Annotated in this window: 16 protein-coding genes; 2 read left to right on the top strand and 14 right to left on the bottom strand. The window is 72.2% G+C overall.

Features of this window, described 5'->3' with window-relative positions:
• Positions 1–6 precede the first annotated feature (6 nt).
• From ACFYM6_RS21720 to ACFYM6_RS21675, 10 genes are all read right to left on the bottom strand, one after another.
• Positions 7–6,618: an SDR family NAD(P)-dependent oxidoreductase gene (locus ACFYM6_RS21720; RefSeq protein WP_387278055.1), complete on the bottom strand. Its 6,612-nt coding sequence runs from the start codon at positions 6,616–6,618 to the stop codon at positions 7–9.
• Positions 6,615–10,598, bottom strand: coding sequence for an amino acid adenylation domain-containing protein (locus ACFYM6_RS21715; RefSeq protein ID WP_387278053.1), 3,984 nt, complete (start codon positions 10,596–10,598; stop codon positions 6,615–6,617). The genes ACFYM6_RS21720 and ACFYM6_RS21715 overlap by 4 nt, the downstream gene beginning before the upstream one ends.
• Before the next feature lie 202 nt (positions 10,599–10,800).
• On the bottom strand, positions 10,801–11,295 hold the full coding sequence (locus ACFYM6_RS21710) for an integrase core domain-containing protein (protein ID WP_387278051.1): 495 nt from the start codon (positions 11,293–11,295) through the stop codon (positions 10,801–10,803).
• Between the two features lie 96 nt (positions 11,296–11,391).
• The gene (locus ACFYM6_RS21705) at positions 11,392–12,003 is read right to left on the bottom strand and encodes a helix-turn-helix domain-containing protein (protein WP_387278049.1); all 612 of its coding nucleotides are present in this window, start codon (positions 12,001–12,003) and stop codon (positions 11,392–11,394) included.
• Positions 12,004–12,044: 41 nt separating this feature from the next.
• Entirely contained in the window at positions 12,045–12,710 is a 666-nt protein-coding gene (locus tag ACFYM6_RS21700) for a class I SAM-dependent methyltransferase (RefSeq protein ID WP_387278047.1), read from the bottom strand.
• Positions 12,711–12,724: 14 nt separating this feature from the next.
• Positions 12,725–13,729 (bottom strand): ABC transporter substrate-binding protein, encoded by a 1,005-nt coding sequence (locus tag ACFYM6_RS21695; RefSeq protein ID WP_387278045.1) that lies wholly within the window; start codon positions 13,727–13,729, stop codon positions 12,725–12,727.
• 10 nt (positions 13,730–13,739) lie between these two features.
• Positions 13,740–14,507, bottom strand: coding sequence for an ABC transporter ATP-binding protein (locus ACFYM6_RS21690; RefSeq protein WP_387278043.1), 768 nt, complete (start codon positions 14,505–14,507; stop codon positions 13,740–13,742).
• The gene (locus tag ACFYM6_RS21685; RefSeq protein ID WP_387278041.1) at positions 14,504–15,574 is read right to left on the bottom strand and encodes a FecCD family ABC transporter permease; all 1,071 of its coding nucleotides are present in this window, start codon (positions 15,572–15,574) and stop codon (positions 14,504–14,506) included. The genes ACFYM6_RS21690 and ACFYM6_RS21685 overlap by 4 nt, the downstream gene beginning before the upstream one ends.
• A 447-nt stretch (positions 15,575–16,021) precedes the next feature.
• Positions 16,022–16,669, bottom strand: a complete 648-nt coding sequence (locus ACFYM6_RS21680; RefSeq protein ID WP_387278039.1) for a choice-of-anchor M domain-containing protein — start codon at positions 16,667–16,669, stop codon at positions 16,022–16,024.
• Between the two features lie 48 nt (positions 16,670–16,717).
• Positions 16,718–17,371, bottom strand: coding sequence for a choice-of-anchor M domain-containing protein (locus ACFYM6_RS21675; RefSeq protein WP_387278037.1), 654 nt, complete (start codon positions 17,369–17,371; stop codon positions 16,718–16,720).
• 250 nt (positions 17,372–17,621) lie between these two features.
• On the opposite strand from ACFYM6_RS21675, the gene ACFYM6_RS21670 reads away from it, so the two are divergent.
• Both ACFYM6_RS21670 and ACFYM6_RS21665 read left to right on the top strand, forming a co-directional pair.
• Positions 17,622–19,085, top strand: coding sequence for a choice-of-anchor M domain-containing protein (locus ACFYM6_RS21670; RefSeq protein ID WP_387278035.1), 1,464 nt, complete (start codon positions 17,622–17,624; stop codon positions 19,083–19,085).
• 604 nt (positions 19,086–19,689) lie between these two features.
• The gene (locus tag ACFYM6_RS21665) at positions 19,690–19,860 is read left to right on the top strand and encodes a hypothetical protein (RefSeq protein ID WP_387278033.1); all 171 of its coding nucleotides are present in this window, start codon (positions 19,690–19,692) and stop codon (positions 19,858–19,860) included.
• A gap of 350 nt (positions 19,861–20,210) precedes the next feature.
• Here ACFYM6_RS21665 and ACFYM6_RS21660 read toward each other — a convergent pair whose 3' ends face one another.
• From ACFYM6_RS21660 to ACFYM6_RS21645, 4 genes are read right to left on the bottom strand one after another with little or no spacing between them, the layout of a single operon-like run.
• Positions 20,211–21,143, bottom strand: coding sequence for an anchored repeat-type ABC transporter permease subunit (locus tag ACFYM6_RS21660; RefSeq protein ID WP_387278031.1), 933 nt, complete (start codon positions 21,141–21,143; stop codon positions 20,211–20,213).
• Entirely contained in the window at positions 21,143–21,856 is a 714-nt protein-coding gene (locus tag ACFYM6_RS21655) for an anchored repeat-type ABC transporter ATP-binding subunit (protein WP_387278135.1), read from the bottom strand. Before ACFYM6_RS21655 ends, ACFYM6_RS21660 begins: the two co-directional genes overlap by 1 nt.
• A 26-nt stretch (positions 21,857–21,882) precedes the next feature.
• Positions 21,883–22,821: a choice-of-anchor M domain-containing protein gene (locus ACFYM6_RS21650; protein ID WP_387278134.1), complete on the bottom strand. Its 939-nt coding sequence runs from the start codon at positions 22,819–22,821 to the stop codon at positions 21,883–21,885.
• Positions 22,822–22,865: 44 nt separating this feature from the next.
• Complete coding sequence (locus tag ACFYM6_RS21645; RefSeq protein WP_387278029.1) at positions 22,866–24,500, bottom strand: anchored repeat ABC transporter, substrate-binding protein; 1,635 nt, start codon at positions 24,498–24,500, stop codon at positions 22,866–22,868.
• Positions 24,501–24,514 lie beyond the last annotated feature (14 nt).

The following is a 24,514-nucleotide window of genomic DNA, read 5'->3' as shown; positions in this document are numbered from 1 at the left end:
TCACCTTCAGGATCGGATGTCGTTGTTCGTGGACAGGTGCGGGTGCAGTGCTTCGTTGATCGCGTGGGCGACGGCGGCGACCGCGGGTCGGCGCAGCACCGAGTAGTGGTGGGCGTCGACGCCGACGGTGCGCAGCGGACCGGTCAGATGCCGGGTCCAGCCCAGGTCGGCTTCGCCGTGTGGGGTGTCGTCGACGCCCATGCCGATGCCGGAGTTGCGCGGTGCCGGCTGCTCCGCGCGTACCAGCAGGGTGGCGGTGTCGGCGGCGTCGAGCCGGGCAGGCTCGTGGGCGGCCAGAGCCCGCAGGTGACGGTCGAGGACAGCCAGCCGGTCGCGGACCTGCTCGCCGCGGCCGAGCAGCCGGTAGGCACGCAGCTGCCGTTCGGCGTGGCCGAGGCGGTCGTCCTCGGCGGCGGCGGCCAGCCGCTCCCGCAGGCCAGGCCGGGTGCTGTCCAGGTCGATGCCGAGGTAGGCCTCCAGCGCGCCGAGGTGGCGGACGACCAAATCGGCCTGCACCTGCGGCGGCGTGCCGGAAATCGGGCAGATGTAGGTCGGGTCGTTGGAATCCACCATGACCAGCAGCGGCACCCGGATGCCGTCGGCATGGGCCTGGCGGGCCATCTCCTGGGCGACGCTGCCGCCCATCGACCAGCCGCCGATCAGGTACGGCCCGGCCGGCTGTACCCGCCGGACCACCGCCAGGTACAGCGCGGCGAGGTCGGCGATGGTGTCGGGCGCGGCCGCGCCGACCAGCGCCGGGTCGGTCAGCGCCACCACGTTCACCCGGTTGTGGAGCAGCCGGGCCAGCTCGGTGTAGCACAGGATGTCCCCGCCGGACGGGTGCATCAGGAACAGCGTGTGCGCGCCGGTGCCGGCGCGGATCGGCAGCGCGACGTCCGGCAGCTCGGCCGGTGCCGGCCGGTACGTGGCTGGCTGAGGTGGCGGCGTGCGTGAGCCGGCGGCCGGCTGGTCGGTCCAGGCGTCCGCGTCGTCGGCCAGGCGGGTCAGCGCGGTGGTGTAGGAGTCGAACGCCGCCTGGACCTGGTCGGGGTCGAGGACCGGTTCGAGGGCGTCCCACTGCAGCCACAGCTCGCCGCCCTGTTCGAGGACCTGATGGTCGAGCAGGGTCTGCGGGGTCTGGCTGACCCCGTACACCTGCCGGCCGGCCCACTGCAGGTCGTGGTCCTCGCCGATCATGTCGGCCACACCGAGGGCGCCGGTGAACACCACCGGCACCGACGCGAGCTGTCCTCCGGCGGCGGAGCGTTCGGCCAGGGCGTCCAGCGCGGAGAACTCGCGGTGGTCCAGGTCGGCGAACAGCCGCTGCTGCGCTGCGGCGGCCCGCTCCACGAACGGCGCCGGTTCGCGCCGGTCCACCTCGTGCACGATCAGGGAGGTGAAGTCACCGACGACCGCACCCGCGCCGGGCAGGTCGTCCGGCCGGTCGAACAGGGTGAGCATGAGGCTGAACCGGTCACTGCCGGACCACTCCTGCAGGGCATCGGCGTAGGCGGCCAGCAGCACCGCGTTCGGAGTGAGCCGGTGCCGCGCGGCGTGCCGTTGCAGCGCCCGCCACCGGGTCGGGGACAGCCGGGCGGTCCGGCGCACGAACCCGGCGGCGGTGTGCTCGGCCACGGGTAGGGACGGCGCCGGCGGCAGGTCGGGCAGCCGTTCGCGCCAGTACGCGGCAGCCTTCGCCGCGGCCGGGCCGGCGCGGCGGGCATCGAGCGCCGCCACACAGGCGGCGGGGTGCACCACCGGCGCCGGCAGCGGCGCGTGCGGGTCGGTGTAGAAGGCGCGCAGCTCCCGGTCGATCAGCCACCAGCTCGACGCGTCGCAGATCAGCACGTCGACGCCGATGAACAGCCGGACCGCCCCGTCGGGAAGACGGGCGGCCTGCACGCTGAACAGCGGCCACGCCTCCGGCGGGCCAGGCCGGGTGGAGATCCGCTCGCGCAGCGTGGCCAGCCGTCGCTGCCGGTGCTCATCGTCGGGGCCGGTCAGGTCGTGGACCCGGATGCGGTAGGCGGGCAGGTTGTCGAGGACCCGTATGCGGCCCTGGGTGGTGACGACGGCCCGCAGCATCGGGTGCCGGTCGATCACCTGCCGCCACGCCTGCTGGTAGCGGTCGAGGTCAAGGTTCGGGCAGTCGTACTCCAGGTAGAAGTGGCAGGGCCGGTCGCCCCACCGGTAGCCGCCGGCGCGGCCGACCCAGTAGGCGTGCTGCACTCGCGTGAGCGGGAACGTGCCGTCCGCATCGACGCCCGATGGACCAGCCGGGGACGGGGCCGGCGACGGGGCCGGCGACGGGGCCGGCGACGGCGGCGCCACCGCTGCGGGTTCGGCTGCCGCGTTCAGCAGCGTGGCCAGGCCAGCGACGGTCGGGTGGTCGAGCAGGTCACGCAGGCGCAGGTCGACACCGAACCGGTCGCGCAGCTCGGCGAGCATCCGCGTCGCCAGCAGCGAGTGGCCGCCGAGGGCGAAGAAGTCAGCCGTCGGGCTGTCGACCGGGCCGCCCGTCAACCGCGCCCACACATCGGCGACCGCGCGTTCGACCGCCGTCAGCGCAGATTCCGCGTCCAACGCGGCCGGTGCGGCCTGCGCTCCGGCCCGGGCCGCGTCGGCCATCGCCGTGACCAGGTCGCGGTGGGACACCGCCACCACCGGTGGTGCGGTGACCGCGCCGCGAAGCCGGTCGAGGGCGGCGAGGCCGCCAGCGGCGTCCAGAGTGTTCGTCAGCGTGACGGCGACGTCTTCGCCGTGGGTGCTGGTGCGCCAGCCGTCCCACGCCACCGCCAGCCACCGGGTCCGTCCGGTGGCGGCGGTGTGGGCGAACGCCTCCATGGCGGCGTTGGCCGCCGCGTACGGGCCGGTGCCGACGCCGCCGAGCATGGTGGCCGCAGAGGACATCAGCAGCACCAGACCGGGGCGCCGCTCGTCCGGCAGCACGGCTACGGCGTCGCGCAGGACGCCTGCGCCGGCCAGCTTGGGCGCGAGGTGCCGGGTGACGTCGGCGGGTGCGGTGTCGCGCAGCATCCCCCACCGGTCGTCGCCGACTGCTGCTGCGGCGTGCACCAGCAGCGCGAGCGGCTCTCGGTCGGACAGCTCTGCCAGCAGGGCGGCGGTGGCGGCAGCGTCGGTGACGTCGAGCCGGCGCACGGTGACGTCGGCGCCGTCGCGCAGCGCGGTCAGCGCCCGACCGCGGTCGCCGTCCGGCGGCGGTTCGCCGTGCCGGGAGGTGAGCACCACGCGGTGGCCGGCGCCGGCGAGGTGACCGGCGATGGTCAGGCCGACCTCGCCGAGCCCGCCGACGATCACCGCGGTCCCGGCGGCGGATTCGGAGAAATCCCCGGCTGCTGGGCGCCACGACACAACCGTGCGCCGCCAGCGTTGCTCGCCGCGGACAGCCACCTCGACGCCCGACCCGGTACCGGCGGCGAGATCCGCAACCTCGGCGACCACGTGGGCCGCGACAGTCTCGGAGCCGTCGTCGCCGCTGATGTCGATGGTGCGCCACCGCAGCCCGCGCCGCTCCTGGGCGATGACGCGGGGCAGCACGCGGGCCGCAGCGCCGGCGGGATCCGGCCGCTCTACCGGCAGGACCGCGACGGCGTTGCGGGTGACCTGGACGAGCAGCGGAACCGGGGCTGCGGCGAGCTGGCCGGCCAGCGTGGCGGCCCGGTCCACCTCAGCCGCCACGGAACCGATGACGGCGCCCGTACCGGCATCGGCATCGGCATCCACGACGTCCTCGGCGACCGGCGCGCCGGGTAGCACGATCAGTCCGGCCCACGCCGGCTCGTCCTGGCCCGCGAGGTCACTGTCGGCGTCGCAGATGCGGGCCGCGCCACCGGCGGCGCGGACAGCATCGACGACCGCCCGGGAGAGCCGCTGGTCGACGCCGGGCACGACGAGCCAGTTGCCGGGCAGCCGCGGCGCGGCTGGTGCCGGGGGCTGTTGGTGCCAGACCGGCACGAGCAGCGGCTCGTCGGTGTCGGTCTGGCCGGCGCCGGCGATGCTGCTGGTGTCCGCCGGGTCGATCCACAGGCGCCGGCGTTGGAAGGCGTACCCGGGCGCGGTGACCTTGCGACGGCCCGGCAGGTGCAGGGCGGCGAAGTCGACCGGCATGCCGTGGCACCACAGGCCGCCGACAGCCTCCCGCAGAGTGACCGCGTCGGCGCCCGGCTCGTCGGCGGGCAGCGCCGCGAGCGCGTCGCGAAGGGCGGCCAACCCATGCCGTCGGGCGAGGGCCACCAACGCGGCACCCGGCCCGGCCTGCACCAGCACGGCCGGTGCGTCTCCGACGGCGGCACGGAGCGCCTCGGAGAACCTCACCGGCTGGCGCAGCTGCCGCACCCAATAGCCGGAGTCGGTCAGCTCGGCGTCGGCGAGGGCACCGGTGACGGTCGACGCGTACTCGACGCGTGGCCGCCGCGGGCGGACCGTGTCGGCCGCCGCACGCAGCGCCGGCAGGGCCGGCTCGACCAGCCGGGAGTGCAACCCGGCGGACACCCGCAGCCGAGTCACCGCGACACCGTCGGCCTGCAGCGCCTCCTCCAGCGCCTGCAGTGGCGCCGCCGGGCCGGCAACGACGCACGCGTCCGGCGCGTTGACCACCGCCAGGTCGAGCGCCGGATGCCCGGCGAGCAGCCCGGTCACCTCCCGGGCGGGCAGCGGCACCGCCAGCATCGCCCCGCCACCAGCCGACCGGGCCACGTGCGTGCACCGCACAGCGACCAGGCGGGCGGCCTCAGGCAGGCTCAACACCCCCGCGGCGACGGCGGCCGCGTACTCGCCGACGCTGTGGCCCAGCACCACGTCCGGTCGCACACCCCAGCTATCGAGCAGTCGGGCGGTGGCCACCGAGACGGCGAACAGCGCCGGCAACCCGAACGCGGCGTCGGCCAGCCGCGCCGGATCGGTCTCCGGGCGCAGCGCCTCGCGTACGTCGGCGCCGAGCTCGCCGGCGAGCAGGTCGGCACACGTGTCAACGGCGGCGGCGAAGACGGGTTCCTGCTCGTAGAGCTGCCCACCCATGCCGGCGAACGCGCTGCCGGCGCCGGGGAAGGCGAACACCAGCCGGGGTGGCCGCGTCGCCGCGGCCACCGGCGCCGACATCCGTCGCCGTTGCCCCACGGCCGCTACGCCGGCCACCCGGTGCGGGCCGTGCGCGCGGCCCACCTGCAGCGTGTCCGCGACATCGGCCAGCCGCTCGTCGGCCGGCACCGCGGCCAGCGCGGCCCCTGCGGCGGCGGCCGCCTGCGGGGTGTGGCCGGATGCGACGAGCAGCTGCGGCCGCGCGTCCGGGGTAGACGGTGGCTGCTGCGGTGCCGGGCCGAGCACCAGATGGCAGTTGGTGCCGCCGATGCCGAACGAGCTGACTCCGGCGTACGGCGCGGCCGGCCAGGGCCGGGTCTCGGTGACGACGTCGAACGGGGAGCCGTCCAGGCCGAGCAGGTCGTTGACCGGCTTGGCGTGCAGCGACTCCGGCACGATCCCGTGGCGGCGGGCCAGCACCGTCTTGATGAACGACGCGATGCCGGCGGCGGAGTTGGCGTGGCCGATGTTGCCCTTCACCGAGCCGAGCCCGCACCAGGCCGGCCCGTCGGCGCCGAAAACCCGCCGTAGCGCCTCCACCTCGACGGGGTCGCCGAGCCGGGTGGCGGTGCCGTGCGCCTCCACGTAACCGACATGGCGCGGCTCGACACCGGCGACCGCGAGGGCCTCGGCCACGACGCGGGCCTGCCCGCGCACCGATGGGGCCGTGAAGCCGGCCTTGTCCGCGCCGTCGTTGTTGACCGCGCTGCCGTGCAGCACCGCGAGCACCGGGTCGCCGTCAGCGAGAGCGTCGGTCAGCCGCCGCAGCACCACCACACCGACCCCCTGGCTGTAGACGATGCCGGAGCCGCGGGCGGAGAACGGGCGGACCCGCCCGTCGGCGGAGAAGATCCCGTCCGGGACGTGCCGGTAGCCGCGGCCCTGCGGCACGATCAGCGACACCCCGCCGGCGAGCGCGGTGTCGCACTCCTCGGCCAGCAGCGACTGCGCGGCCAGGTGCACCGCGACCAGGGAGGTGGAGCAGGTGGTGTTGACCGCGATCGCCGGCCCGGTCAGGTTGAGCCGGTACGCGACCTGCAGCGGCAGGTAGTCGGTGTGGGTGCTGATCGCGGTCTGCAGGCTGCCCCCCGGGTCGGCGCCGCCGCCCGTGGGGTCCCATCGGCCGGCGAGGTTGCTGGTCAGGTACGCGCTGTGCGCCGCGCCGGCGAACACGGCGACCGCACCGGCGTCGCGGCCCCCGCCGTGCCCGGCCTGCTCCAGGGCCTGCCAGCAGCACTCCAGGAACAGCCGCTGCTGCGGGTCGAGCAGCGCGGCCTCGGCGTCGGTGAGCCCGAACGGCGCCGGGTCGAACAGCTCTTGCCCCTCGATCAGCCCACCGACCGGCACGTAACCCGGGTCACGGCGCAGGCGTCGCGGCACCCCGCGCTCGGCCAGCTCCTTGTCGGTGAACCGGGTCAGCCCCTCGCGGCCGTCGACGAGCAGCCGCCAGAAGGCGTCGACGTCGGCCGCGCCGGGAAACCGGCAGGACGCGGCGGTGACGGCGATCGGCCCGCCGGTCATCGGGCGGCCTCCGCCGCGACGGCCCGAGCCTGCCGCCGGCCTGCCGGCCGCGGCGCAACGACGGGCGGCTGCGGCGGTTCTCCGGCGGGGGAGTGGGTGCTGGCCTCCAGGGGGCCGGTGGCGGCGACCAACGCGGGAAGGTCCTGGCTCCCGGCGGCGGTGGGTGCGCCGCCGGACCGTCGGGCGGTGAGGTGACGTGCCAGGTCGCGCACCGTGGGATGGGTGAACAGGTCGACCACTGCCAGCTCGCCGTCGACCTCGGCGGCCAGCCTGCGGTGGGCGCGGACCAGGGTCAGCGAGGTGGCGCCGAGCCGGAAGAACGGGGTGGTGACGTCGACCGGCGTGCCCAACAGGTCGCTGAGAACGGCGGCGATGCCTCGCTCCAGCTCCGGGTCAGGCAGATCGGCAATCCCTGGGGCGACCGCGGACGCGGACGCCGCGAGCGACGGCTCCATCGCCGTGTTGTCGACGGCCGGCGGCTCCGAGCGGGCGGTGAGGGTGAGCTCGAGCAGCGCGTCGTCGGTCAGGCGGGGCGTCATCTCGCACCCGTCGGCGAGGGGCAGCGGGCCGGCGGCCGCCAGGGCGGCCGCCGCCGCCAGGGCTGCGGCGGGGTCGAGGCGTCCCGGGTGCACGGTGACGCGCAGCTGTAGACCCAGGCGCACGGCATGCTGCAGCAACGCCGGCAACCGGTCGGCGGCAGGCTGCGGCGCAAGTGGAGTCTCAGCGGCCCCGGCCGGGACGGTCGCGACGGCGGCAGCCGGGGACGAAGAAGTCTCGTACGGGTTCGGCAGGGCGGCATGGTCGACCTTGCCGTTCTCGGTCACCGGCAGCGCGGCCAGGCGGACGAACCGGCTCGGCACCATGTAGTCCGGCAGGCTGGCCCGCAGCCGGGCCACCAGATCCTCATCGCCGGGCGCGGCGGCCGGTTCGGCGGCCGCGACGTAGACGACCAGGCGGGGACGGCCATCCGGGCCGGGCACGGAGCGGGCCACGCACTGCCGCACGCCGGGTGCCCGGTCGAGCACGGATTCGATCTCGCCCAGCTCGATGCGGTGACCGCGGACCTTGACCTGCCGGTCGACCCGGCCGAGGAACTCGATGGTGCCGTCGGGCCGCCACCGGCCGAGGTCACCGGTGCGGTAGACGCGGCGGCACAGCACCGGGTGGATGGAGAAGCGGTGTGCGGTCTGTTCCGGGTCGCCGATGTAGCCGCGGGCCACCCCGTCACCGCCGATGTACAGCTCCCCGGCCTGCCCGACGGGGCATGGCCGGCCGCTGTCGTCGAGGATGTGGAACGACTGGCCGCGCAGCGCACGCCCGTACGGGATGCTCGGCCAGGACGGGTCGACCTGCCCGATCGGGTAGCAGAGCGACCAGATCGAGCCTTCGGTGGCGCCGCCCAGGCTGACCACCTGTGCCCCGGGGGCCAGGGCCCGCAGCCGGTCGGGCAGGGTGACCGGGATCCAGTCACCGGACAGCAGCACCAGCCGCAGCGTCGACAGCGCGGCCCTGGCCGCGTCCGGGTCGATCTCGGCGTACTCGACGAGCATCTCCAGCAGCGCCGGGGCGGTGTTCCACACGGTGACCCGGTGACGCTGCATCAGGTCCAGCCAGTGGCCCGGGTCGCGCTGCCGGGCCGGATCCGGCAACACCATCGCCGCGCCGGCACCGAGGATGGCGAACACGTCGTACACCGACAGGTCGAAGCTCATCGCCGACAGCGCCAGAACCCGATCGTCGGCGGTCAGCGGGAACCGGTCGGCCAGGTCGTCGAGGGTGGTGCGGGCCTGCCGGTGCTCCACCGCGACGCCCTTGGGTCGCCCGGTCGAGCCGGAGGTGAAGATGCTGTACGCCAGATCGTCCGGTGCCGCCCGGCGACGGTCGGACCCGTCGACCTGCGGTGCCGGCAGGGTGCCGTCTGGTTGCAGCTGGTGCACCCGCACCTCCTGCGGCCACGTCGGTGCCGGGTCGCCGACCACGAGGGCGTGCCGGATGCCGGCCTGGCTACATACCGAGGCGATGCGGGGCGCCGGCCAGGTCGGCTCCACGGGGACGTAGCCGGCGCCGCTGGCCGTGACACCGAGGATGGCGGCGATCTGGGCGGCCCCCTTGGGCGCCGCCACCGCCACCAGGTCGCCGGGCCCGATACCCAGGCTGGTCAGCGCTGCGGCGGTGCCCCTGGCGCGCGCCGCGAGATCGCCATGCGTAACCGGGCCACCGTCGCCGATCAGCGCGACCGCGCCCGGCGCCAGCGCGGCGGCTGCCCGCAGCGGATCGTCGATCAGCGGTCCCGCGTCGCCGAACGGTGCACAGTCCAGCGGCTCGTCCGGCAGGAACGACGGATCCCACCCGAGCGCCGGATCGGACCAGGCAGCCTCATCGTCGGCGAGACGCCCCAGTAGGCGCAGGTGCGCATCGCGCATCGCGGCGGCGAAGCCGTCGGGCAGGCAGCCGTCGACGGTGTCCCAGGCGATCCGCAGGCGGCCGCCCTCGTCCCACACGATGTGGTCGATGAGCACCTGCGGGGTCTGCGACACCCCGAACACCTCCCGCCCGAGCCAGGCGGTCGGTGCCTCGCCGTCGCCGCCCAGGCTGACACCGCTGGTGAACACCACCGGGTAGGCCGGGGTGAGGTCGCCGTCGCGGTGTTCGCGCAGCACCTCGACGGTGGAGACGGAGCGGTGGTCCAGGTCCGTCCAGAACCGGCGGTTCACCACGGCGGCGTACGAGCCGAACCCGTCCCATGCGGTGAGGTCGAGGGCCGGGGACTCGCTCAGCACCGTGGTGGTGAAGTCGCCCACGACGGCGTCGAGGTCGGCATCGTCGGGCCGGTCGAACAGCGTGGTGTTCAGGCAGAACGGCGCGGTGGCACCCCAGCGGTGCAGCACCAGCGCGCACGCGGCCAGCAGCACCGCCGTCGCGGACAGGCCACGGGCCGCAGCACGGCGCCGCAGGCCCGCCCACTGCTGGTCGGTCAGCTCTGCGGCGTACCGGGTGAAACGCGGCACGCCGAGGTCGGCGGCGGGCTTCGCCCATGGCAGGGCCGGCCCGGGCGGCAGGGCCGGCACTCGCTGCGACCAGTACTGGTGATCGGCGGCCCGCCGTGCCGCCTCAACGGGATCGCGGTCGCGGCGGGCCAGCACCGCCGCGAACGTGGTGGACGCCTCAGGCAGGTCGGCGTCGGGGTCAGCGGTGAGCTGCCCCCACTCGCCCATCAGCCGCATCCAGCTCGCCATGTCCAGCGCGATGATGTCCATCCCGACGAACAGACGCGTCCGCCCGCCCGGCAGCAGCGCCGCCCGCACATCGAACAGCGGCCACACCTCAACCGGCCGTAGCTGGTGGGAACACTGGTGCCGCAGCCGGGCGAGCTCACCGGCGACCTCATCGTCGCCGCTGGCGCGCAGGTCGACCACCGCGATGCGGTAGGGCGGCGCCACGGGCACGATGCGTTGCCGCGCGTCGGCGTCGACCACCATCCGCAGCATGGGATGACGGACGACCAGCCGGTTCCAGCCCGCCTCCAGCCGCAGCACGTCCAGTTCCGGATCGTCGACGGGCTGCCGGTCGTACTCGAAGTAGAAGAAGGTCGCCACCCCGCCCAATGGAAAGGACGGATCTCGGCCCACCAGATAGGCAGCCTGGACCGCTGTGAGGGAAAACGCCTCGCACTCGGGGGCGGCGGACGCGGTTTCCTGCGCCGGGACGCTTCGGATCGAGTCGGTGGCCTGCTGGCGCGCCGACTCCACTGCGGCCGCGACCGTGCGCGGTGTCGCCCCGTCCAGGAACACGGTTAGCGGCAGGTCGGCGTCGAGATCCTCGCGCAGCCGGCGCCGCAGCCGCACGGCCGTGAACGACTCCAAGCCCAGCTCGGTGAGCAGCACATCGGGCTGCACCTGTAGCGGGTCGAGATCGAGCACCTCCGCCAGGCAGGCGCTCACGGCCTCCAGGCACTCGGCTGGCCGGTACGGCTGGGTCATACGTCTCCCTCTCCGGGCGGCTTCGAGCAAGCATTAGAACACGAAAACGAAAACTATTTCCAGTAGGGATGCGAGCGAGACCACGAGGGACGGCGGGAGTGCCGGCGCGCATGCTCGTGAGCGGGCCTGAGGGCCTGGTAGCCCGATGGTGACCGAGCGGTGCCGAATGTTCGGTTAACGGTCGCGACCGGGGGTGGGGGGATCACGACGGCCGGGTCATGGTTGGTCGCTGCTGTCGCCCTTGGTGTGGTCGGTGGTCGTTGAAGTGGTTCAGGTACTCGCCGAATACGGCCAGTCCGTGCCGCTCGTTGTAGATGAGCAGGTGGTCGGTGCACTCCTCGCGTAGGCCGCGGCCCCAGCGTTCGATGAAGCAGTTCGCCCGCGGGGTACGGGGTGGCGTCTTGATCACCGTGATGCCTTCGGCGGCGAAGACGTGATCGAAGGCAGTGGTGTATTTGCGGTCGCGGTCGCGGATGAGGAACTGGAACCTGCTGGCACGCTGGCCCACTTCCATGAGAAGGTTGCGGGCCTGCTGGATCACCCATTGCCCGGTGGGGTGGGCGGTGACGTCGAGCAGGTGGACCCGCCGGGTGGCCACCTCCATGACCGCCAGCACGTACAGGCGCCGCAGCAGGATCGTGTCGAGGTGGAAGAAGTCGATGGCCAACAGGCCGGTGGCCTGGTTGCGCAGGAACATCTGTCAGTTGGTGTCCTGCTGGCGGGGCGGCGGGCCAACACGCCGGCGGGCCAAGATTCGTCGGATCGTGCCTGCCCCGATCCGGTGACCCTCGTTTCAGCCTTCTGCGCTGGACATCGGAGGGTGAACGATGCCGGGCAGGTGGATGCGTTCGCCGCTGCGGTTGAAGATCGACAGGACCTCCACCGGTTCCCCGCCGAGCGCGGCGACGCCGTGCGGGATGCGGGTGTCGAACTCCGCCGCCTGGCCCGCCTCGACGATCACCTCCCGGTCGCCGAGGACGACGCGCGCGCGGCCGCGGAGGACGTAGAACCATTCGTAGCCGTCGTGGCTGCGGGTCTGGATCGGCTCGGTGCTCGGGGCGAAGGTCATCTTGAACGTCTGCACCGGCGCGGACTCTGGCGAGAGGTACTCCACGGTCAGGTTCCCGAAGCGCCGCGTCCGGGAATGCACCCGCGGGTCCGGGGCCCTCCACATCAGCAGATCGTCGAGGCTGATCCGCAGCGCGCGCGTGACCGGGAGCAGCAGTTCGAGGTTGGGGGCGCGCTTGCCGGCCTCGAGCCGGGACAGGGTGGAGGCGGAGATCCCGGTCGCCTCCGACAGCGCCTCGAGGGTGAGGTCGCGTTTCATGCGGGCGGAGCGCAGCCGCGGCCCGACCTCACGCAGGACCGCCCGCGTGAGGTCGGGCATGCGTTGCTGTTCCGGCATGCTTCCTTGCTACCACGATCCTCCGGTGGTCCGGGTGTGGATCACGCCCCGGTCTTGCGCTGGTAGTGCAGCAGGTGGTCCTCACGGATGCCAGGTTCGCCGGTGGGCGAGGCGACCTCGATGGTGACGGTCTCTGCGCGTATCGTGTCCCATTCCCCGTCGACGAGGTGCAGTGCGGCGATGTTCTTCTCCGGGGTGGGCACGGTGAGGGTGAGCGGGTGCTCGGTGAGCCCCTCCGGCATGGCCGGGTGCCAGGCGGGCACGCTCTGGTGCGAGACCACGAGCAAGTGCCCGCCGGGCGCGACCGCCTCGGCCGCCCGCCGCAGGATCCGCCCCCGCTCACCGGGGCCGGCGATCGGCGAATGCAGGAACTGCGCCGAGACGAGGTCGAACCGGCCGGCCGGGAAGCTGACCGCGAGGTCATGCTGCTCGAACGTGATCCGGTCGGCAAGCTCAGCCTCGGCCGCGTTCTCACGTGCCCGCTCCAGAGCGACCTCGGACACGTCCACGGCGGTCACCTCCCAGCCGCGCCGGGCGAGCCAGAGCGCATCGGCGCCCTGCGCGCACCCGAGGTCCAGCGCTATCCCCGGCATGAGGTCCTCGGCTTCGCTGACCAGATACCGATTCGGGTTCCCCTCCCCGCCGACGACGAAACCGGCGTACAGCTTGTCCCAGAAGTCGCGGGTGACCTCCGTCTCATCCTTCATGGGCTGTTCTCCGTTCACTTGGTGGCGGTCTTCACGTCGGCGGCGATGGTCTCGAGCGATTCGATGATGCCGACGCCGCCGCCCTGCGGGCCGCTCTCGTTGGCGCCGTAGACGTGCCCGGCCTTCATCGCCTGAAGGTGCGGCAGAGCCTGCGCCAGCTCGTCGATAGCGGCCTGCTCGTCGCCGACGTAGTTGACGAACACGACGTCTGGCTTCATCGACAGGGCCTGCTCGGTGCTGAGCTCCGCGAACGGCGTGGGAAGGTCGGCGAACTGGTTCTTCAAGCCCAGGGCGCCGAGGATGGCCGACACCGGGTATCCGCCGATCGCGTACACCTTCCCGCCTGCGACCTTCAAGAACGCGACGGTGGCGCTGCTGCCGTCCAACGACTTCTTGGCTGCGGCGACCCGGTCCTTCAGCTTCTCGTTCAGCTGCAGCGCCTTCTGTGGTACGCCGAAGATCCTCCCGAGATTGGTGACGTCGGTGTAGACGGTGTCGATGCTGCGGTTGTCCGGGTTCTTGGCGCAGTAGGCGCCCATGACGTAGGCGTTCGCGCCGATCCCGCTCAGGTCGTCGTAGCTCACACTGCCCTGGGTGGTGAGCTGAGCCTCGTTGTACGACAGGAACAGATCCGGCTTCGCGGCGATGACCGGCTCCCGGGCCGGGATCGTGGTCGAGGACACCTCCACGAGGTTCTTCGGCAGGCCGGCGGGGGTCTTGCTGGCGTCGTCGGGTCCGAGCACGTACCCGTAGACCGCGTCGGAGACGCCGAGCGCGTCGATGGTCTTCAGGCTGTTCTCGTTGCCGATCACGACGCGGGTGGGTGCCTTGTCGTAGGTGTGGTCGCGGCCGCAGGAGCTGATCGTGACCGGGTAGCCGGCGCCAGCGCTCTCGGCCGGGGTCGAGGTGGACGGGGAGGCGGTGCCGGAGCAGCCGGCCAGGGCGAGACCGGCCGCCAGGACGGCGGCGGATGCCGCCAGGCGGGCGCGGAGGCGGTTGCGGGTTCGGGGTGCGGTCATGGTGTGCTTTCTAGGTCGGGCGCGAGCCGATGTGGACCGCGCGGGTTCCGGTGAGAGGGTTCGTGGTGATTGCGGCGGCCACGCCGAACACGCGGCCGATCAGCTCCGGGGTGAGCACCTGCTCGGGGGGCCCGGAGGCGACGAGGCGGCCGCGGTCGAGCAGGTGGAGCCGGTCGCAGTAGGCGGCGGCGAGGTTCAGGTCGTGCAGCGCGGCGATCACGGTGCCGCCGCGGCGACGGAACAGCTCCAGCAGCTCCAGCTGCGCGGCAAGGTCCAAATGGTTCGTCGGCTCGTCCAGCAGCACCACCGGGGTGTCCTGGGCGAGGGTGCGGGCGGCGAGGACCCGTTGCCGTTGCCCGCCGGAGAGCGTGTCGATCCGCCGGCCCGCGAACTCGACGACGCCGGCCTCCGCAAGGGCGGCGCCGACCGGATCGCCCGGGCTGTCGTCGGCGCCCAGCAGGGAGCGGTGCGGGAGCCGTCCGGTCTCCACGACCTCGCGGACGGTGTAGCGGGGATCGGTGCCGTCGTCCTGCATGAGCACCCCGATCCGGCGCGCCAGCTCCCGGGTCGACAGCCCCGCGACGTCGTCCCCGTCGACGAGCACCGCACCGGCGGAGGGCGCGAGCGCGTGCCAGAGGGTGCGCAGCAGGGTGCTCTTGCCGGAGCCGTTCGGCCCCAGCAGCCCGACCATCGCCCCCTCCGGCACCTCGAAGTTCAGATCGTGGAGGATCATCTGCCCGGCCAGACGCACCGAGACGTCCTGTGCCGTCACGCTCATGCTGGGGCCTTCCGGTCGGTGCGGGCGAGCTGGGCGATGAACAGCGGGGCGCCGACAGCGGCGGTGATGATCCCGATCGGCAGCTCCGTCGGCGCCAGCACGGTGCGGGCGAGGATGTCCGCGGCGGGCAGAAACGCCGCGCCGAGCAGCAGGCTCGCCGCGAGCACCCGCCGGTGCGCGGCACCCACCAGGAACCGGGCCGCGTGCGGAATGACCAGACCGACGAAGCCGACTCCCCCGACGACGGCGACCACGCACGCGGTCATCAACGCCGCGATCCCCATCAGCTCCGCCTGGAACCGGCCCACCGGCACGCCCTGCGAGCGAGCCAGCTCCGGTCCCGAGGCAAGGGCGTCCAGCCACCGGCCCCGCAGCAGCAGCCACGCCGACCCCGCCACGGTCACGACCGTCAGCAGGGGCAGGGCGGACCAGCCGACACCGGCCACCGAGCCGAGCGTCCAGTACAGCGCCCGCTGCAACTGCGCGGGGGTGGCCATCACCTGCAGGAAGTAGGTCGCCGCGGAGAGCAGGTAGCCGATCGCCACCCCGGAGAGGATCACGCGTCCCGGCGCCCACCCGCGTCCCCGTCGGGCCAGCGCGACGATCGCGGCGAACGCGACCAGCGCCCCCACGAACGCCGCGGCGGCGACACCGAACCAGCTCAGCCCCGCGCCGAGGACGATGGCCGCGACCGCGCCCAGGCTCGCACCCGGGGTGACGCCGATCACGTAGGGGTCCCCCAGCGGATTGCGCACCACGGCCTGGATCACCACTCCGGTGACCGCGAGCGCGGCGCCGACGAGCACACCGGCCAGCACGCGGGGCACGCGGACGTCCCAGACGATCTGGTTCTGCACGGCGTCCGCTGTCGTCGAGGATCCGAGCAGGTGCGAGCTCAGCACCTGCCAGATGCCGTCTAGGGGGATCACGACCGAACCGATCAGGATGCCGAGGACGGCGATCACGAGCACGGCAGCCGCGGCTGCCACCCACACCCAGCCCCGGCGAGGAGAGGTGGTCCGCTCCGTGCGCGTGCCGGACCGCGCGATCGTGTCGCTGTGTGCCACCCAACACCCCTAATCGAGAACCGTTATCGATAAGCCCGGGACGACGGTAGAGGGCGAGGCGCGCGACTGGAAAATTCTCATGCCGAAACAGCAAGGCGCCACCAGGGACAGCTCGGGTGGCTGCCTTGCCGATGCGGGGAAACTGCCGGGGTCCAGCCACCCTGCGGTAGAAGCGGCGGGGACCGCATCGACTGCGCGTGACTCGGAGTCATGGCGGCAGGCGAGTGCGACGGGGATCGAAGACGAGGTGGGCGTCGGTACAGCGCCGGGTGCAGGCCGGAGGAGATTGCCGCCGCGACCAGGTAGAGGCGCGCCGGAGCCAGCACCCGATGGCGTCGCTGAACCGGCTGGACAGGATCGCCGCCGATGGCGCCAGCGCGTCCGTTGTCCCGCAGCCCCCGACCGCGTTGTGGTGGATGGTCGGGGGCTGTGGGTGTGGTTACGGTGTCAGCCGACCTGGATGGTGTAGCTGACGGTGGGGCTGGCGACTCCGGAGCCGCTTTGCGTGGTGGCCTTGAACGTCAGGGTATAGGTGCCCAGTGCGGAGAACGCCCAGTTGCCGTGGGCGTGCGTGCCGGCGCTGATGCCCCCGGGCCAGGTGGAGATCGGGCAGCCGGTGGCGGTGTTGGAGTTGAGCCGGTAGGTGGGGGTGCCGAAGGCGTTGGTGGTGTAGAGGGTGAATCGGCCGCCGGCCGGGACGGATGAGACGCTGACCAGTTCCATCTTGATCGGGCCCTGGTCGGCGGGCACGTCCTCGGTGTTCCAGCCGGCCCACAGCAGGTTGGTGTTCTCGGCTTGCGGCGCGACGTAGACGGTGGAGCCGGCCGTGCCGAGGCAGTTCCAGGCGGATCCGCTGGGCACCGTGATGGCGGAGCTCGACGGCAGCCGCAGGGTCGTGCCTACCGGGGACAGGTCGTCGTTGGCGGGGCTGTTCGTCCTGATGTCGAGGGTAAGCGCGCCGTTGGCGTAGTCGACGTCGAGGACGTCGAGGTGGCCGGTCTCGATGGTGGCGGCGGATGCCGGTGCGGCGGCCAGGCCGAGGACGGTGGCGGTGACGGCAGCGGTGACCGCCAGCAGCCGCTTGGTGAGCTTCATGATCTATTTCTCCGTTCTACCGGCCGGAAGCTGGGCTGGGGTTGCGGGTCAGCACTGGACCTGGAAGGTGAGCCACGCCGGTTCTGAGGTCACGCGTTTGCCGGTGGCGGCGAGGATGCCGGTTGCTTCGACCTTGATGCGGTAGGTGCCGGCCTTCTCGAATGCCCAGTTGGCGTGCAGGTGGCTGCCGACCGGTCTGGTGATCGTGTCGGGCAGGCCGTCTTCGCTGTCGACGAGCACGTTCGGCGCGCCGACCGGGTCGGTGGTGAACAGGCTGAACCCGTCCGGACCGATGACTCTGGTGACCCTGATCTGGATGCTGTCGCTGGCGAATTCGCCCGCCTGCAGTTCTTCGGTGGCGAGGCCGGGCCACAGCAGGTTCTCGTCCTGGACCTCGGGCAGGATGTGGACGGTGGCGCCGGGAGTGCCGAGGAACGTGTACCTCGGGTCGTCCGGCACGGTCGCGGCCGCCTCAGGCTTGACGACGAACACCACGTCGGCCGGGTTGCGTTCCACGTCCGGGTCGACGGTCTCGTCGTGGACCGAGATCTTGAGTGCGCCGTCTTCGAAGGCGACGTCAACCGCGTCGACGTGCCCCTGGGACAGCACCACGAGACTGGCCTGGGCGGGTGCGGCCCAGGCCAGTACGCCGGCGGTCAGCGCCGCCGTGACGGCGGTCAGTGCCGACATCCTGACTCGCATGCAACTCCTCCTTACGCCCGCGACACCGCGTCGCGGACAATCGCAAACGATAACCGTTTCCATCTAGCTGTCAATAGCGTGGTCCGGGCCGCGGTGCGGGCGGGCGACGGGCTGGCCCGCGCAGGCCGATGTGGAATGCCCCCCCGGGTGCATCTCACCGGTCCGGCTATCTCGACATGGCGGTGGGGCCGTGCTAGCTTCCCCGCGAACCTGACATCGGTTTTCATTTTAGATTCTTGGAGGGAGGGGAATGAGGGCGAGAAGACTGAGGCGCCGTGCCACTGCCGCTGGCACGCTCATCGCACTCGTGGGCGGCCTGGTGGCATCCGTCTCCGGCCCCGCATCGGCGCAGGAGAGCGTGGTGCTGTCCGCAGGCCACGTCGATGCGGTCGATGTGCACTATGAGAACGGCCGCCTGGTGTTGAAGGTGCACGACGACACCGTGCAGCCATCGGTCAGCCGGGACCCCCGAGACGTGGCGTTCCAGGTCCTGCCGCAGGCTGCGGTCGAGGTGCCGGACCTGCCGGAGTACGCGTTTCTCGGGCCCGCGGGCTCGACGGTGTGGCTGCTGCCGATGACACAGGATCCGAACCTGTTGTGGCCGGGGTGGAACACCACCAGGCTGCCGTCCGGAGTGATCCGGGGGGAGAAGGTCAGCCTGAGCCTGGTGGACGTCTCCGGACCGGGCCGCGTTTCGGTGTTCATGACCGACCCGGTCGGGCAGCCGCTGATCAAGTTCCGCAGCGACGACGGGCTGCCGGATGCGATCGACGTGCCCGTCGGCACGCACGCCCACGCCAACTGGGTGTTCGGGGCGCTGGGAAGCTACACGTTGACGTTCCGCGCCGACGCCACGCTCACCGACGGGCGGCAGATCTCCACCGGTCCGGTGACGTACCGGTTCATGGTGGGTGACCTGCCGGATCCCGAACCGCAGGTGCAGCTGTCAATCCAGGGCCTGCAGCCGGCGTACGACCCCGGCGCGACGGTGACGCTGACCGCGGTCCAGACCCCGGCCAGCGACCTGGACCGGTACCGCTGGTTCAGCAGGTGCCCAGGTAGGGAGGAGTTCACCGCGGTACCGGGCGAGGCCTCGGCGGCGTACTCGTTCACCGCCACCGCCCAGCTGGACGACTGCCATTACCTGGTCCGGCTGTACCGCGACGGTGAGGTCGTGGTGGCGGAGAGCGCACCGGTGACGCTGAACGTCGACGACGCCGGCGCGCCGGTGCCGTCGCAGACGATCATGGTCACCATCGACGGGACGCAGGGGGCGTTGGTCGTCAGCGTGGACCCCGACAACCGGACGGTGACGCTGCCGGCGGCCGAGTTGTCCTCGGCTGGTGACCGGTGGCAGAGCAACGGTGACCTGCGTCCGGTCACGGTGACCGACACCCGACCGGGCGTGCCCGGCTGGAACGTCGCCGGCCGGTTGAGCGACTTCACCTCCGGGGCTGCCCGGGTGGGCGGCAAGTACCTCGGCTGGGCACCCGCCGTGCTGGCACAGGCGGACGGCCAGGGTGTGGTGGCGGGCCCGGTGGTCGAGCCCGGCTTCGCCTCCGGCAACGGTCTCGCCGCCAGCAGCATGCTCGGCTCCGCACCGGCCGGTGCCGGACGGGGCACGGCCCGGCTCGGTGCCGGACTGAGCCTGGAACTGCCCACCGAAACCGGCGCGGGGAAGTACACCGCCACGTTGACCCTGACCGCCATCTAGATCCATTTCGTCGTCTCGGCGGCTTGGCCGAAGGTCGCGGCCGCCGAGACGGCGAAATGCCGGCCTCCGAAAGCGAAGCCGAGAAGACCTGAGGCACCTCCACCATCGAGGCGAGGCGGATGAAAGCCGCGACGGCGGCGGCGTTCGACCGCGGCGCCGCGACCTATGACCGGGCCGGCGTGGCGTTCTACGGCCCGATGGGACGTGAGCTGGTACGCCGAGCTACCTGCGCCCCAGGCAGCACGTGCCCGACGTGGGCTGCTGACGCGGCGCCGACCTGCTCCCAGCGGCGGAGGCCGTCGGGCTGACAGGCAGGGTGATCGGCATCGACCTCACTCCGCGGATGGTCGAGTTCACCCGAGCCGAGGCCACAAATGCCGGCCTCATGCAGGTGCAGGTGGAGGTCGCTGACGCCGAGGCCAAGACCGCCTGGGACGCGGTGCTCGCGGGCACTGCTGCTCCTGCTTCCCGCGCCCCTCGAGGGCCGCCCACGGAAACCCACGAGAGTCTCGTCGAACGCCGGAATCAACCGTGCTGTTGGAAACCGTCGGCCACCGCCGGTCGAGGAGGCAACCTTCCGCAGCCAGTTCCGCGACATCGAGCAGTGGATGACGTGGGCCTGGTCGCATGGCGCCGTGCCCTGCGGGAACGGATTCCGACCGAGCGGCTTCCCGCCGCGCTCGTCGACGCCAGCCGGGTCCTGACCCGCGCCGGCGGAGACCTGGTCCTGGCCCCGACCGTCCGGATCGCCTTCGGCCCAAGCGCCACCCAGTGACTCGCTCCCGTCCTCCGCCCCCACGACACGGAACCCCGATCCATCCACGGAGCAGTCGTCACGGCGGCGCCTCACCACGTCACCGGGCGGCCGCCGTGGCCACCCAGGTGCTCGCCCTCCTCGCTGCCCTGACGGCGGCCGCCGGCCTCACCGCAAGTTCCACCGAGGCCAGCGCCGGCCGGAGCGTCGTGGGGACCTGGCCGGACTCGCCTACGGGACGCAGCCATGTTTGAGCAGCTCCACGCACGGACACCTGCTCTGCAACGCCAAATGGCGGGCTCGGCACCCCCAGCTCGGGGCCGGCTTGCATCTGGCGTTGCCGGATACTGCGCCCGGACGTACCACGCCGATCAGCGCATCGGCGAAATGTGCCCGGCCGCGACGGCCGAGCCGGTGGCGAGTTCTGCTTCGCCGGAAAGCTGCTGGACTCGCGTGCGTCGCCAGTGTTTGGCGAGCAGTCCATGTCGTGGGGCGAGCAGCCAGGCGGCGAGGAAAATGGCGGTGGCGACCAGGACGATGGTGCCGCCGACCGGTGTGTCGTAGCTCCACGATAGGTACAGCCCGACGAGCGCGGACGTGCCGCCGATCGTCGGGGCGAGCAGCATCATCACGCCGAGTCGGTCGGTGAGTAGCCGGGCGGCCGCGGCGGGGGTGATCAGCAGGGCCAGGACGAGGATGTTGCCGATGGTCTGCAGGGAGATCACCACGGCCAGGGTCACCAGGACGTAGAGGACGATGTCGAGCCAGAACACCGGCAGGCCCATCGAGCGGGCCATCTCGCGGTCCAGGCAGACCGCGACGAACTCCTTGTGCAGCGCGAGCACCAGGCCGAGGATGACCAGGCCGGCGCCTCCCACCAGGTACAGGTCGCGGTCCGGGATGCCGGTGATCGAGCCGAACAGGAACTGTTGCAGCGAGCCGGCATAGCCGGGCGCCTGCGAGATGATCACGATGCCGAGGGCGAACGTGGCGACCAGGAAGACGCCGATCAGGGAGTCTTCCTTGACCCGTCGGTTCTGGGAGAAGACCGCGATCAGCAGGGCGGTCGCCACGCCGGCGACGGCGCCGCCGAGCACCAGGCTGCCCTGTAGCACGAAGGCGATGGCGAGGCCGGGGAAGACGGCGTGTGCGACGGCGTCGCCGATGAAGGCCATCCCACGCAGGACGACGTAGCAGCCGACCACGCCGCAGACGATGCTGGACATGACCGCGATCGCCAGCGCCTTGGGCAGGAACGCGAGGTCCGGGTTGAGCAGGTCGGTGAGGAAATCGGTGATGGACACTAGCCGGCCTTTACGAGTTTGAGGAGCGGGGAGGTCTCACTGACCCCGAACGTGCGCATCCACACCTCGACGTCCTGGAGCTGGTCGGGCCGTCCGTCGGCGATGACCTGGCCGTTGAGCAGGACCAGCCGGGTGCAGGATTCCATCGCCGCGACCAGGTCGTGGGTCGTCATCAGCACCGCATGACCCTCCCGGGCGAGGCTGGCGAACAGGTCGCCCAGCAGTTCCTGGGTGGGCATGTCCAGTCCGGTGAACGGCTCGTCGAGCAGCAGGATGTTCGGCGCCAGCGCGAGGGCCCGCGCGACCAGGACGCGCTGACGTTGCCCCCCGGAGAGTTCCGCGACGGGCCGGCCGCGCAGCGCGGACAGGCGGACCCGCTCCAGCGCGTCGCCGACCGCCCGCCAATCGGCCACGCCAGGCCGGCGAAGCAGGCCGATCCGACCGGTCCGGCCGCTCAGCACGACCTGCTCCACCGATATCGGGAAGTCCCAGGTGAACTCGTGGCGCTGCGGGACGTACCCGATCGCCGAGCGTCCGGGCCGGGACGTTTTGCCCTCCACCAGCACCCGGCCGCCCCTGGTACGAACCAGCGCCAGGATGGCGCGCAGCAGGGTGGTCTTCCCGGCTCCGTTGGGGCCGAGCAGCCCTACCAGTTCCCCGCGGTCGAGGTGCAGCCGCACGTCGCGCAGCACCGGCCGTCCGCCGAGGTCCACGTCCAGGTGTTCGATGTCCAGCGCTCTCACGGCTGAACCCCCGACGGCGACGTGCTGCGCTCCCGTTCGGCTCGGCGCTTCGCGCCGCGCCCGCGCAGCAGGACCAGGACCAGGCCGGCGGTGAGCAGGAGCGCGGCACCCGCCAGCACGACGACCATCGGCAACGGCGAGGTGTCGTCTGGTGCGCCGGCGGCGTCGCGGGACCCACCGGCCGCCGCCTCGCTAACCGGCATGGGGCCGCGGTCCACAGCAGCCGCGAAGGCTTCATTGGTGCTGGTCGCGTCGCCGACCGCGAAGCGCAGCGTCCGGGTGGCGGAGACCTTCTCGCCGCTGATCAGGTCGGCCGACACCTGCACCGTGACCAGGTAGATGCCGGGAGTGGAGAAGACCCAGTTGGCGTGGGTGTGGGTGTTGACCTCGACCCAGAACGGCTGGGCCGCCCGCTGCGCGGAGCGCCACAACACCTGCGGTGCCGCGAAGTTACCCGACTGCAGGAATGTGGTCAGCGTGCCCGGCCCGCGTACGCCGAGCAGGCTCAGCGTGGCACCGCGGTCGATGGTCTGCATCACCTGGGGGTCCTGGGTGTTCCAGCCGATCCAGACCACGTCCTGGTTCTGCACCTGCGGCACCACGTGGACTCGCTTGCCCGCGTCGATGCCGAGAAAGGCGTATGCGGGATCGTCGGGAACGGCCTGCAGCGCGGCGTCGGAGACGCGTAGCACGGTCTCGTCAGGGCTGCGCCACACCGGCTGCTGCTGTGTGCCGTCGTGGATGAGCAGGGTCCACTGGCCGTCGACGTAGCGGGGGCCGATGTCCACGTGCCCGGCGTCGAGCACGGCCCGGCCGGTGGCGATGGGCTGGTCCGCCGCGATCGACTGACCCGGGCTCGGCGCCGGCTGCCCAGCCACCGCGGGCGTCGGCGTCGCCACCACCGCGACCAGGGTCGCGACCGCCCATCGGCTGATCGCCGTCGCCGCCCGCACCGCGCGCGAACGCGCCCGTCGTGCCGTCACTTGTGCCTCCCTCGATCCGCCCCGGTCAGGCAATCGCGCAGCGACTGGGCGTTGAACCGCATCATGTCCACGTAGTTGGTGACGTTTCCGTCGAAGGTGTCGCCGTAGATCGAGCAGATCCGCAGCCGCTCTTCCCGGGCCACCTCGCTCAAGGTGGTGGAACGGGCCGCCAGGTTCGGCTCCAGGAACACGGCGGGGATGTCGAGGTTGCGGATCGTCTCGGTGAGCCGGCGCCGGTCGGCGAGGCTGGGCTCGGTGGCCGGGTTCGGGGTGACAAAGCCGGAGATCTGGATCCCGTACGCCTGGCCGAGGTAGCCGAAGGCGTCGTGCGTGGTGACCAGGTGCCGCCGGGACGGGGGTACCTGAGCGATGGTGTCCCGGACGTAGCCGTCGAGCTTCTCGAGTTCCCGTATGTAGGCCGAGGCGTTGGCCCGGTACGTCGCCGCGCGCTGAGGGTCCACCCCGATCAACGTGTCTCGGATCAGCTCCACGTAGGAGATCGCGTTGCGCACGTTCTGCCACAGGTGCGGGTCGATCTCCCCGTGCACGTGCTTGCCGAGTACCGCCTGCGGCAACTGGTAGACCCGGGTGCCGGGCCGGCCGAGGAACCGGAACCTGCGGTCGCCGGGCACCTCCAGCAGCGCCTTGTTCGGCACCTCGATCACGGTACGAGCGGGGTCGTACACCCGCTGGTTCGCCTCGCCGCTTCCCTCCGGATCGGCGAACAGGTACAGCCGCCCCTCGTCGAGGTCCGCGGTGAGGTCGGCGTGCCCGGAGTTCAGCACCGCCGCGTCCGGCATGCCCGGTACCGAGTGCGGATCCACCCCGACGGCGAAGGTGAACGTCTGCTCGCCGAGCGGGACCGGTGCCGCCTGCGGGGTGACCGCGAGTTGCGCCCGCATGGTCAGTCGGTAGATGCCCGGCTTGGTGAACGCCCAGCTCATGTGGGTGTGCGCGTCCGGTGGCAGGCGGGCCGTGTCGTCCCGGTAGCCGTTGGCGGGGTCGAACCCGTCGGCGGAGTCGACGTAGAACGACGGGTTGCCGAACGACTCCGTCAGGTAGGCGACCAGGCCACCCGTCCCTTGCATGCCGGTGGCGCTGAGCAGCACGTCGGAGGAGCGGCTCGCCCCCAGCGCCACGCCGGTGCCGCGCACCCGCATGCCCAACCAGATGGTGTCCAACGACGCGTCCTCGACCAGCGGGATGATCTCCGCCGCGTACTTCACCGCCCCTTCGGCCAGGGAGATGTTCGGCACGCCGTCGCGCAGGTTCGCGTCCAGCGCCTTGATGACGGCCTGCTCCTCCAGCAGCAGGTAGTTGCTGAACGCGACATCGGCGTACACGACGTTGCGGACGTCCCGTAGCGACGGTTCGTAGCTGTGCGGATCGGCCCCGTCCGGCACCAGCGAACTAACCCGTACCCGATCGCCGCCGACACGGCTCGCCAGGTCCCGCAGGATCCCGGTGGTCGTGATGACCTGGACCCGCTCGTCGTGCGCGCTCAACGCCACCCCGGCGCGGCAACCGGCCAGCACCCCGATAAGCAGTGGCAACACCAGAAGCCGCGGCCACGGTCCGGTCAACCGCGGACGGGCGCGGGGGGTGGCGGAACCGACATGGGACACCTGCATCCTCCTCTCCATGC

This window comes from Micromonospora sp. NPDC006431 (genome assembly GCF_042870725.1).
Classification (GTDB): Bacteria; Actinomycetota; Actinomycetes; order Mycobacteriales; family Micromonosporaceae; genus Micromonospora.
The sequence above is the reverse complement of the archived record's forward strand: the minus strand, read 5'-3'. Positions and strand labels throughout refer to the sequence as shown.

Coding starts and splice junctions, on each gene's coding strand:
- ACFYM6_RS21720 (WP_387278055.1), bottom strand. CDS start 6,618: ATGACCGGCGGGCCGATCGCCGTCACCGCCGCGTCCTGCCGGTTTCCC.
- ACFYM6_RS21715 (WP_387278053.1), bottom strand. CDS start 10,598: ATGACCCAGCCGTACCGGCCAGCCGAGTGCCTGGAGGCCGTGAGCGCC.
- ACFYM6_RS21710 (WP_387278051.1), bottom strand. CDS start 11,295: ATGTTCCTGCGCAACCAGGCCACCGGCCTGTTGGCCATCGACTTCTTC.
- ACFYM6_RS21705 (WP_387278049.1), bottom strand. CDS start 12,003: ATGCCGGAACAGCAACGCATGCCCGACCTCACGCGGGCGGTCCTGCGT.
- ACFYM6_RS21700 (WP_387278047.1), bottom strand. CDS start 12,710: ATGAAGGATGAGACGGAGGTCACCCGCGACTTCTGGGACAAGCTGTAC.
- ACFYM6_RS21695 (WP_387278045.1), bottom strand. CDS start 13,729: ATGACCGCACCCCGAACCCGCAACCGCCTCCGCGCCCGCCTGGCGGCA.
- ACFYM6_RS21690 (WP_387278043.1), bottom strand. CDS start 14,507: ATGAGCGTGACGGCACAGGACGTCTCGGTGCGTCTGGCCGGGCAGATG.
- ACFYM6_RS21680 (WP_387278039.1), bottom strand. CDS start 16,669: ATGAAGCTCACCAAGCGGCTGCTGGCGGTCACCGCTGCCGTCACCGCC.
- ACFYM6_RS21675 (WP_387278037.1), bottom strand. CDS start 17,371: ATGCGAGTCAGGATGTCGGCACTGACCGCCGTCACGGCGGCGCTGACC.
- ACFYM6_RS21670 (WP_387278035.1), top strand. CDS start 17,622: ATGAGGGCGAGAAGACTGAGGCGCCGTGCCACTGCCGCTGGCACGCTC.
- ACFYM6_RS21645 (WP_387278029.1), bottom strand. CDS start 24,500: ATGCAGGTGTCCCATGTCGGTTCCGCCACCCCCCGCGCCCGTCCGCGG.